9 protein-coding genes are annotated in these 10907 nt (G+C 49.9%); 6 read left to right on the forward strand and 3 right to left on the reverse strand.

The annotated features are described in order from the left end of the window. Positions 1 to 909 precede the first annotated feature (909 nt). Positions 910 to 1806, reverse strand: a complete 897-nt coding sequence (locus Q8M98_08640) for a tyrosine recombinase XerC (GenBank protein ID MDP3114830.1) — start codon at positions 1804 to 1806, stop codon at positions 910 to 912. An 89-nt stretch (positions 1807 to 1895) separates the two neighbouring features. On the opposite strand from Q8M98_08640, the gene Q8M98_08645 reads away from it, so the two are divergent. The 6 genes from Q8M98_08645 to Q8M98_08670 are packed head-to-tail and all read left to right on the forward strand — an operon-like array spanning position 1896 to position 7885. Further along, positions 1896 to 2648 (forward strand): DapH/DapD/GlmU-related protein, encoded by a 753-nt coding sequence (locus tag Q8M98_08645; protein MDP3114831.1) that lies wholly within the window; start codon positions 1896 to 1898, stop codon positions 2646 to 2648. Between the two features lie 2 nt (positions 2649 to 2650). Beyond that, complete coding sequence (locus Q8M98_08650; GenBank protein ID MDP3114832.1) at positions 2651 to 3367, forward strand: polyprenol monophosphomannose synthase; 717 nt, start codon at positions 2651 to 2653, stop codon at positions 3365 to 3367. Positions 3368 to 3378: 11 nt separating this feature from the next. After that, positions 3379 to 3831: a hypothetical protein gene (locus Q8M98_08655; GenBank protein ID MDP3114833.1), complete on the forward strand. Its 453-nt coding sequence runs from the start codon at positions 3379 to 3381 to the stop codon at positions 3829 to 3831. Between the two features lie 11 nt (positions 3832 to 3842). Next, entirely contained in the window at positions 3843 to 4859 is a 1017-nt protein-coding gene (gene ruvB / locus Q8M98_08660) for a Holliday junction branch migration DNA helicase RuvB (GenBank protein MDP3114834.1), read from the forward strand. Between the two features lie 27 nt (positions 4860 to 4886). Further along, on the forward strand, positions 4887 to 6167 hold the full coding sequence (locus tag Q8M98_08665) for an oligosaccharide flippase family protein (protein MDP3114835.1): 1281 nt from the start codon (positions 4887 to 4889) through the stop codon (positions 6165 to 6167). Beyond that, positions 6164 to 7885, forward strand: coding sequence for an asparagine synthetase B family protein (locus Q8M98_08670; GenBank protein MDP3114836.1), 1722 nt, complete (start codon positions 6164 to 6166; stop codon positions 7883 to 7885). Before Q8M98_08665 ends, Q8M98_08670 begins: the two co-directional genes overlap by 4 nt. 381 nt (positions 7886 to 8266) lie before the next feature. On the opposite strand, the gene Q8M98_08675 is transcribed toward Q8M98_08670, so the two are convergent. Beyond that, positions 8267 to 8554 carry an HU family DNA-binding protein gene (locus Q8M98_08675; GenBank protein ID MDP3114837.1) on the reverse strand — a complete coding sequence of 96 codons (288 nt, stop codon included), beginning with the start codon at positions 8552 to 8554 and terminating at the stop codon, positions 8267 to 8269. 233 nt (positions 8555 to 8787) lie between these two features. Beyond that, entirely contained in the window at positions 8788 to 10068 is a 1281-nt protein-coding gene (locus tag Q8M98_08680) for an MFS transporter (protein ID MDP3114838.1), read from the reverse strand. Between the last annotated feature and the right edge of the window lie 839 nt (positions 10069 to 10907).

A 10907-nucleotide genomic window follows, 5' to 3' on the forward strand; every position in this document is an offset into this window, starting at 1 on the left:
CAGCACGATCGTGATCCCGAAGACGAGATTGAGGGTCTTCACGGCATAATTTGAAAAAAGCGCCGGAAACGCGCCACCCAGCAGCAAATTGATCACCGTAGCGGTCAATAGCAGCGACAATAGCAGCATCAATATCAAGGTTACGCTATCCCAAATTTTGTGCGAAATCACTCCCAGTCCCTGCTTGCCGTGGCTGTTCGTGGTTATATCCCGTTGCCACCGCGGCTTATCTTTATTGTTTTTATCATGTTATGCTATCCATGATCACGCTTTTGCACGTTTGAGCTTCACACAAATCCACCGGGCATTTTTCTGTCAATGGCATTTTTGCGGTGTCTTTGGCGGCAACACTGTTGAGAATTGTGAATTGCTGGGAACGGGAGCACGACATCACCTGTTCACCCTCTCACCTGTGGTCTTCTTCTCAATAGAACACAGATGACGCGGATCGTTATGATCATCATGATCATTGAAATCTGAATCGAAACAACCTGTTCACTTGTTCACTTGTTCACCCGCTCACTTCGCAGGATCGGCATCCTGCGCTACATTCTTCCCCCTTAGCAATACGGAATCAATACGGACTCATTACGGACTAAGTCCGTATTGACTCCGTAATGCTCACGGGGAAGGACGCGAATTGAACGGTTAAGAGTTTGAAATTCAAAGCAGTTGGTTGATAAAGGCAGATTTGTGGAATTGACGGTGTGGGTGGGTGTGTCGCCACTGATGGGGCTGCCGCGCTGGAACCGACGGGGACGTCGGTAATTCCATATTCCTTCCACCTTTTTCAGGACACCTCAATCTCATCCCTCAATTCTCAATTAGCAGTAATTCTCCATTCTCAATTCTCCATTCTCCATTCTCATCTCTCATCTCTTCCACCCTTCCACCTTTCCACCAAACCCTTTACCCCTTCCCCCGGGGATGCCCTTTGCGGTATGCGTCTTTGATGTCTTCGAGGGTCACGTGGGTATAGATTTCCGTGGTGGAAAGCTGGCTGTGCCCGAGCATTTCTTGGATAGCTCTGAGATCCGCACCCCGGGCAAGCATGTGAGTGGCGAAGCTGTGACGCAGAGTATGTGGAGAATAGCCTTTCTGCTGGGCAACGATGCTGATATAGCGGCCGAGGATGATGTCTAACTGTTTGGTGTCAAAGTCCTTGCCGCGGTAGGTGAGGAAGAGCAGGTTTGAGCTATGCTGAGTTTGAAAATCCTCCCGGACAGGCAGATAACTGCGAATAGCGTCCAATGCCGGTCTGCCGATGGGGATGATCCTTTCCTTGTTTCCTTTGCCGACCACGCGGATTCTGCCACGGCGGAAATCTATGTCTCCCAGTTGGATACCTGCAAGTTCCGCCAGGCGCAGTCCCGAAGAATAGATGGTCTCAAGGATCGCTCTATCCCGAATGCCGCACTTGGTGTTTTGATCGGGGATGCTGAGAAGCAGGTTGATCTCGTCCTCACTGAAAAAATGCGGCAGTTTCTTTTCATATTTGGGTCGTTTGATTTTGAGCATGGGATTGGCGCTGATGATATCACTGAGCATCAGATAGGAAAAAAAACCTCTCAGCGCGGCGGTTTTGCGTGCCAGAGAGCGGTTGCAATCCGGTTTATCATGCAGCCAACGCAGAAAGTCCCTGATCTGCAAGGTGTTGATCTCTTCCACCCGAACTTCCTCGTTTTCAAAGAACTGTTTCAGGAACGAATGGAGCTGATCGAGATCGAGTTTATAGCCTTCGATCGTGCGTGGAGATTTTCCTTCCACCCTGATGTAATCGCAGTATCCGTCGATGTTATTTTGCATTTTACCACCACTTTATCGTCTTTGGGTTATTTTTTCCTTGCCTGATTACTTGTCGAGAAAAAAATTGGACTCATCAAGATGGAGGTTGGATGAACCAGCATATTTCAAACACCGCGAAACTTGGAAAGAACGTGAGCCTGGGCAATAACGTCGTGATCCTGGATGAGGTGATGATCGGCGATGGATGCATGATCGGAAACAACGTCGTTGTCCATCCCGGCAGCCTGATCGGGGAAAATGTGCGCATCGACGACAACACGATTATCGGCAAAAAACCGCTTTCCTCGCCCCGCAGCATCTTTAAGGTGCCGAAGGATCTGAGCCCCGCGGAGATCGGTTCTTTCTGTCAGATCGGCTCAAATGTGATCATCTATGCTCAATGCAAGATCGGAAACAGCAATCTGATCGCGGACATGGCGACTATCCGTGAAAACGTAGTGATCGGCGAACTCAACATCATCGGCAGAGGCGTCGCGATCGAAAACTTCGTCACCATCGGTGAGCGCAACAAATTTGAGACAAATAGCTATATCACAGCCTATTCCACCGTTGAAGACTATTGTTTCGTTGCGCCCTGCGTCGCGACCAGCAATGATAATTACATGGCGCGCGATGCCGAACGCTTTGATCATTTCAAAGGCGTCACGATCAAGCGCGGAGCCCGCATTGGAGTGAATGCCACGATCCTTCCCGGCAAGGTGTTGGAGGCAGATTCCTGCATTGCCGGAGGCTCCGTCGTCACCAAAGACGCGCCTGCGGAAATGATCATGCTCGGAAGTCCCGCAAAACCAATGCGGGGCGTGCCGGAAGCACAACTTCTAAAGAACAATCTGGATAAATAATCATGAAAACTCTGCTCATCATCCCTACTTACAATGAGATCGAGAACATTGAAAAGCTGTTGGGCATCGTTTTGGCACTGAGCCCCGATATTGAGGTGTTGGTGATGGACGACAGTTCTCCAGACGGCACCGGGAAAGCGGTCAAAGCCATGCAGGAAAACGAGCCGCGCATTCATTTGATCGAAAGACCAGGAAAGATGGGCTTGGGTTCTGCCTATGTGACCGGCTTCAAATACGCGCTAAAGCAGGATTTTGACTATATCATGGAGATGGACGCGGATTTTTCCCACAATCCCAATGATCTTCCCCGCTTGCTCGAAGAAGCCAAAAAGCGCGATCTGGTCATCGGTTCGCGCTATTGCAGCGGAGTAAACATCGTCAACTGGCCTTTCAAAAGACTACTGATCAGCTATTTCGCCTCAAAATATGTCCGTGTGATTACCGGTATGCCGATCAAGGATCCCACCAGCGGATTCAAGTGCTTTCACCGCAGGGTGTTGGAGAGCATCAACCTGGATAGAATCCTCTCGGACGGCTATGCCTTCCAGATCGAAATGAACTTCCGCGCCTGGGTGAAAGGCTTTCGTATCAAAGAGATACCGATCATCTTCACCGAGCGCATCAACGGAGTTTCCAAGATGTCCCGCCACATTGTCTATGAAGCCGCTTGGATGGTTTGGCGTCTGCACTTCCTGAAAATCCTCCGTCTCTTACACTAATAGGAGCACAAATGAGACAACTTTTAATATTGCTTGCACTTACGTTGCTGATCCTGCCGCTTTTGGCGATTCCCCTGCCCCGCGTTTATGTGCAAAAACTGATGCTTGATGACGGGAAACTTCCTCAAGTGACCGTTGAGAAGGACAAATCAGCCCCCGAATACCTGCTCAGGGCATGGTTCGCGGAAAGACCGGAAATCGTTCGTTCCACGGATGAACACAGCATCCATCATCTTGCCGTCAAACAAGTTGGCGATGATGAAGTATTCCCGGTCACGGTCATATTAACGGTTCAACTGGGTAATTTTGGCGTCGAATGGAAGGAAGGAGAGACCCTCGTTCTGGAGATCACCCACAAAGCCAGTGGACAGAAGAAAGAATGGAGCATCGTCGTTCCCCCCGGATCAAATCTGATCAAACACCTGGAAACGCCGATGATCGTTCCGCCCTTCCAAAAAAAGTAAGCAAGTAAGCAATGCTGGAACGCATCAACAACCCCGTCAGCCAATCCGAAGACAGCGAATTTGACCGTGCGCTGCGCCCCAAAAGTCTGGATGACTTCATCGGTCAAAACCATATAAAAAAGCTGCTGGATATATCCATTCGCGCGGCAAAACTTCGCAGGGAATCGCTCGACCACGTGCTGTTCTATGGTCCTCCCGGTTTGGGGAAGACCACTCTGGCGGGGATCATCGCCCACGAACTGGGTGTCAATATCACCGTCAGTAGCGGTCCCGTGGTTGAAAAACCTGGTGACCTTGCTGGAATCCTCACCAATCTTCAGAGACACGAAGTGCTCTTTATCGACGAAATCCACCGCCTCAGCCACGTCATCGAGGAATATATCTATCCCGCCATGGAAGACTATCAGATGGAGATCATTCTCGATAGCGGACCCAGCGCGCGCACTCTCAGGATCGGCATCGAACCTTTCACACTGATCGGAGCCACGACCCGGGCTGGCTTGCTCACTCCTCCGCTCCGAGACCGTTTTGGCATTGTGCTGCGCTTGGATTATTATGATTTTGAATCAATTGTGCGGATCATCAAACGAAGCGCCAGAATCCTCGAAGTTCCTGCCGAAGACGATGGCGTCGCTGAAGTGGCAAGACGCAGCAGAGGAACTCCACGCATCGCCAATCGTCTTTTACGGCGGGTGCGGGATTATGCGCAGATCATGGGAGACGGGATCATCACTCTGGAGATTGCGCTTGCCGCTTTGGAGATGCTTCAGGTCGATCATGCCGGTCTGGACGAAATGGACAAGCGCTTGCTTTTAACCATCATGGAAAACTACCGCGGCGGACCTGTCGGCTTGAAAACCCTTTCCGTCGCGGTGGGAGAGGATGCCGGCACGATCGAGGAGATCTTTGAGCCCTACCTCGTGCAGCAAGGTTTTCTGGAACGCACTCTACAAGGCAGGAAAGCCACCTTCAAAGCCTATCGCCATCTTGGCGTCACTCCAAACGACACGCAGCAGGAGCTGTTCTAACCAGACCGATTCACCCATCGCCGCCCCATGGGATATAAAGCAAATATCACCAGCAATCTGATCAATCAATGCATCCGCATCGTGCTGGGGCTATTTACCAGCATCATAGTCGCCCGCAGTCTCGGTCCTCAGGGACAGGGCTACCTGGCATATATCGTGCTGGTTTTCACGCTATTGGGCACCTATGGTCACCTGGGCATCAACAATGCCGTGATGTATTTCCAAAAACGCAGCGGCTATGACCATGACAAGCTCTTTCGCCTCAATACCGGCTTTCTCTTCTTGATGTTTTTCGTCATCTCGGTGGGGGTGATCGTTTTGCGGACGGCGGGTGTCGTCCTCAGTGAATATTCATACTACTTTATCGCTTTGGGATTGATCTACGTGATCAGTCAATTCCTCTTTGAAAACCATCTATCATGGTTCATCGCCGAAGAGCAGATCGTAAAAAGCAACCGGCTCAATATCTCCGTCTTCTTGGTCAAGACGGCGGTGATTCTGATCCTTTGGTTGACGGGAATGCTCAATATCAGATCTTTCTTTGCGGTAACGGTGATGGCACTGCTTGCCAACGCGCTTGTCTTACAAATCGTGTTGAAAAAGCGCATGGGCTTTCATTGGGATCGTTTGCTCTTCAAAGCCGAGATCAAGTATGGCATGGTCGTCTATATGGGTGCGTTCTTTGCCTTTCTGCACTATCGCATCGATCAGATTGTGATCAAAGTCCTGCTTGGCACCGCCGAACTGGGAGTTTATACTATATCGGTGACTCTCGCGGAACTGCTGTTTTTGATCCCGATCAGCGTCACCTCCGCGCTCACCGGAAAGCTCTATAACACCGAGGACAAGGCAAGCGGAAGAATGATCACCGCCCGGACGGTGAAGCTGACTCTCTATGTGTGCGCTTTCTTTGCGGTGATCGGCATGGCGGTCAGTTTCCTGATCCCGCTTATCTATGGTGTTGCCTATCAGGGGGCGGTTATTAGCACGATCATCCTGCTCACGGGAGTGACCTTTGCCTCCGTGGCAAAGGTGTCAGCACCATATTTCTTCACCCAGGGCAGACCGGTCGTCCATCTGATCATCACCTTTGCCACGCTGCTTTTAAACGGAGGCTTGAACCTCATCCTCATTCCCCGCATGGGAATCAACGGCGCCGCGCTCGCGTCCAGTATTTCCTACGTCTGCTATGGCGGCTACTATCTGGCAGTGTTTGTCAAGGTGGAGAAATTTACCTGCAGGGATCTATTCCAGCTATCCGCCGCTGATTTTAAGCTGTTTGGAAAAAGCAAAGACGCGGGATTATGAAGATCGCTCTGATCAAACAGCGGGGCTTTGCCTGGCAATCCGACGCTAAGCACCACTGCAAAGGTTATGCAACCGATAATAATGGCAGCTATCTCGACGCGTCCGGGTTGCAGGCTTTGATAAAAGACAAAAAACCCAAAGCTTTATCCGATATCCTGACAGACCTGAACGGCTGTTTCTGTCTCGTCTCTGAAGACGCGGACACGATCTTTGCCGCGGTCGATCGAGTGCGTTCTTTTCCGCTCTTCTATGCCATTGATGATCAAGGCGATCTGCTGCTCAGCGATGACGCGTTTGATCTGAAAGACAGGCTCCTGCCGGAAACCATCGACAATGACTCTGTGTCCGAATTTCTCCTCACGGGTTATGTCTGCGGCGCGGACACGATCTATTCACAGATCAGGCAACTGCTTGCCGGCGAGTATCTTGTATTTAATAAAAACACCAAAACGCTGAAGCTGAACATCTATTACAGATACATCCATCCGGAAGAAAGCAAGCTCGGCAAAGCCGGACTTTTGGACGCCATGCACGATATGCACAAGGGCATGGCACAACGCCTGATCCAAAGTCTGAACGGACGCCCGGTGGCGATCCCTCTGAGCGGCGGCTATGATTCACGCCTGATCGCCAGCCTGTTGAAAGAAGCGGGCTATGACAACATCGTTTGTTTCAGCTACGGAGATCCCAAAAGCGCCGAAGTCCTCATCTCCAAAGCCGCGGCGGATCACTTGAAACTTCCATGGCGCTTCGCCGCGCATGATAGGGAGAGCTGGTTCGCCGCCTATCAATCATCCCTCCGAAAGGACTTCTACCGTTATGCCACGCATCTCAGCGCCAGCGCGCACATCCAGGACTGGCTCGCGGTTAAGGATTTGAAAGCAAAGGCTTTGCTCCCGGACGACAGCATCTTTATTCCCGGTCATTCCGGCGACTTTTTGGAAGGAAGCCATCTGCCGCTAACCTTCGAAAACGTGCCGAGAGTTTCCCGCTACGCACTTATCCAGGCGATTTTGAACCGTCATTTCAGGCTTTGGGACTGGAAAGATCACTATCACCGCTATTATCCGGTATTTCGGGAAAAGCTCTGTCAAAGCCTGGACATCCCCGCATTCATGAATCCGGAGCAGGCAGCTTCCCTCTTTGAGGAGTGGGACTTGCGGGAACGGCAGGCAAAGTTCATCAACAATTCCGTCCGGGTCTATGAGTTCTTTGGCAGCGAGTGGCGCCTGTGTTTGTGGGACAACGCGATGCTGGATTTTTGGGCATCGGTGCCACTGAGACACAGGATGGGACGCAAGCTGTTTCTGGATTACGCTCAAAGCCGTCTGAACATGCCCGTTCCGGTTTACACCGGCAGATCTCTCTCCCGCCGCGTCTTCGATAAAGTCCTTCGATGCGGCTTTGGCAATCTGACCGATTCCCGCTATGGCAGATTTCTGGATTATTCCCACAAGCTTTCCTATCTTCGCTCTCAGATAGCAAGCCTTTGCCGCGAAGATCTCGAATACCCTCTTTTCATCAGGAAAAAGAGCCTCCTTTTGCGAGCCGATATCAATGCCATACAAGCGCTAATGGCTTTGAAAGAGTGGAAAGGTGGATCCAGGGGCTCAGAGATGAGAGATGAGAATGGAGAATGGAGAATTGAGAATGGAGAATTGAGAATGGAGAATGGAGAATGGAGAATTGAGAATGGAGAATGGAGAATTGAGAATTGAGAATTACTGCTAATTGAGAATTGAGGGATGAGATTGAGGTGTCCTGAAAAAGGTGGAAGGAATATGGAATTACCGACGTCCCCGTCGGTTCATGCGCGGCAGCCCCAACAGAGGCGACACAAGACAGCTCGGGGTGGAGCGAATGCGAAACCCCGTGAAAGAGTGAAAGAGTGAACAGGTGAGCGGGGTATCCCATTCATTCGAAGGATTCGAGCAAAGACCTATCTCATCTCTTCCACCCCTCCAAAAAAAAACCACCCCGAAGGATGGTTTAACAAGTCTTATTTCTTTTTATGACGGTTCTTGCGCAGTCGTTTCTTTCTCTTGTGAGTGGCAATTTTATGCCGTTTCTTCTTCTTTCCGCAGGGCATATTCTAATCCTTACGACGTTTTGAAGTCAACGACGGAGGTCTTGAATTCGCGGGAGAATTTGAAGGTGGGAACGGTTCTGGAGGGAACCGGTACTTTTTCGTCGGTTTTGGGGTTTCTGCCCACTCGCGGTTTGCGGGTTTTGAGCTTGAAAGTTCCAAAGCCGCGGATTTCAATGTGGTTGCCTGTTCCGAGGCTGTCCTTGATTGATTGAAGCAATGAATCAACGACTACGGCGACGTCTTTGCGGATGATACCAGTGTTTTCCGAGATGATTTTCACCAAATCTGCTTTTGTCATGGGGCTACTCCTTGAACTTATTTTCTATTGATGGATCGAGCTATTTTTAGCTTCATGTAATAAGACACTCACAAATATGACCTTAGGTTTTGTGTCAAGAAAAAAAACAACATCTCCCAAAAGAATAGCCCGCGAAGCTTTATCAGTCAAGCGGGAATCCACTTTGCGCAAAGCTCTTGCCGCGCACGTCATTAGGAATCTGACACCTCGGTTGAGATAGACTTCAGCTGAATTTATCCTTCCGGCGGGTCGGACAAAAGCGCATGGGGCGTTTGGATGGCAAGCTTCCTAAAATCACGATAGCTGATCAAAGACGCCCAGCCCAGAAAACCTGCCGCCACGACAAACACGGTGGTCAGGTTGAAAACCTTGAGCAGCGTGAAACCCAGTACCGGAGCGATCAATCCTCTGATTCCGGTCATCGTCACGTGCACGCTTTGATACATCGAGGCGTCCTCTTTTCCAGCGAAAAAGATCGAGCTCATGTTCCAGGATATATTCACCGCCGCCATCGCGACCCCAAAGATCAGATATGCCACGAAGACTATGATCACCGGCATCAGCGATGTGCCCTGCCACAGCGAGGAAAGCACAAAGAGCAAAGGGAAAACCATCAGGAGCGCAAAGGATCTGGAGATGAATTTGAAAGGGTGCATACGATCATGAATGCGTCCGATCATTGGGGAAAGCAAGAGCAGTCCCATTTGAGACAAGACACCTTTTGCCATGAAGTTAGCCGTATAGCTGAGCTGCAGTTTGTCCACCAAATAGATGGGAATTATCGGCTGCATCATGATAAAGCCCATGCCATAGATCGAATAGCTGCGTTCGAAAGCGGCAAAGGGTTTGTTGTCCTTGAGCAGCTTCAATGTCCTGTGGATCGGATCGAAGAGGGTCTTGCGCCATTCGACTTTTCCGCAATTTGCTTCGAAGTTTGGCTCTTGAATGCGGATCAGGGAAAGTACCGCGCAACTTACGAATCCACATAAGCCGGTGCCCAGCAGGATCCACCTGAAACTCTCTTCATGGATGTCCAAAAGCCTTCCGGCAAAGAAAGTCACGCTCACCGAAACGAGCATTCCGAGGCTGATCGTATAGCCATAGACCTTCGCGCGGCGGCTGACATCAATGTTTTTCTGATAGATACTGTTTTGCGCGGGAAGCAAGAGCGAATTTGCCGAAAATACCAAGCCCAGCAGCACGAGATATTCGTTCATCGTGGTCAGCCAGATCGCATAGACCAACGTGAGCCTGCCCACGATGCCGGCTAAGAGAAAGTAGCGGGATTTGTGGCAGCTTTTTTCAAAAATGCGTCCCCACCAGATGGAAAAGAAATTGGAGATCGGCCAGATCATCGTCATCAGCATCAATTGCCAATCCTGAGCGAACAATGCCTTGCGGGCAATGATATCCTGCGTCTGGTTCAAGCTTTGGACAACACCGTTAAACAACGCTGCGACCAGCAGCAACACAGCGGTCTGATGCTCGATCGGGCTCAGGTTTTTGAATCGCATTCCAGCCGGTTCTCCTTGCTACATTATTTCACCGGAGCATGACACGGAAAAGATGATTTCTGTCAAGGGGGAAGAAGTGAAGGGGTGGATGGGCGGGAGAGATGAGAGAGGAAAGATGAGATAAGCTGACGCCGATCGAAAACTATCATCAGCACACTGCACATCTCTCATCTCTCATCTCTCATCTCTCATCTCTCATCTCTCATCTCTCATCTCTCATCTCTCATCTCTCATCTTCCACCTCCGCAGCATCGGCATGCTGCGCTACATTCTCCTTAGCATTACGGAGTCAATACGGACTTAGTCCGTAATGAGTCCGTATTGATTCCGTAATGCTAAGGGGGAAGAACCGAATTTCGCACACTGTCTGTGTTCCGTCCTGCGATTCGAACTCCTCTTTTGACAGGGAATGATATATCTATCTTCCATCTTTACTATATGTTCTTTGTTTCTCGATATTTACCCAAGCAATACGTATCGGCAAATTGAGTTTGGGGGTGGGTTATAAGCCTTTATTCCCGTGGTTTGCGCGCCTTCGGCGTAATTATTCTGGTAAAGCCCGATATAAAAATAGATGAGACTGTTCAAGTAAATTCCCTTAAATTTCAATAAATTAGCGTTCCGGAAATCAAGAAAAGTGGGCGAAAGGCATCCTTAGGCAGGGGTTGCTTTGAATTGACATATCGTCTGTACAGTGGACACTTCAGTAAAAATCAATCATTTTTCGTGGGGAAAAGCCTTATGCTTATAGCCGCGACCATAGGGCTGTTTATGGACAATATGTATATTTAAACAAATGATAGAAAATCATTTACAACTTTTGCCTTCTAACTATTGTG

Source organism: Candidatus Cloacimonadaceae bacterium (assembly GCA_030693415.1).
Lineage (GTDB): Bacteria > Cloacimonadota > Cloacimonadia > Cloacimonadales > Cloacimonadaceae > JAUYAR01.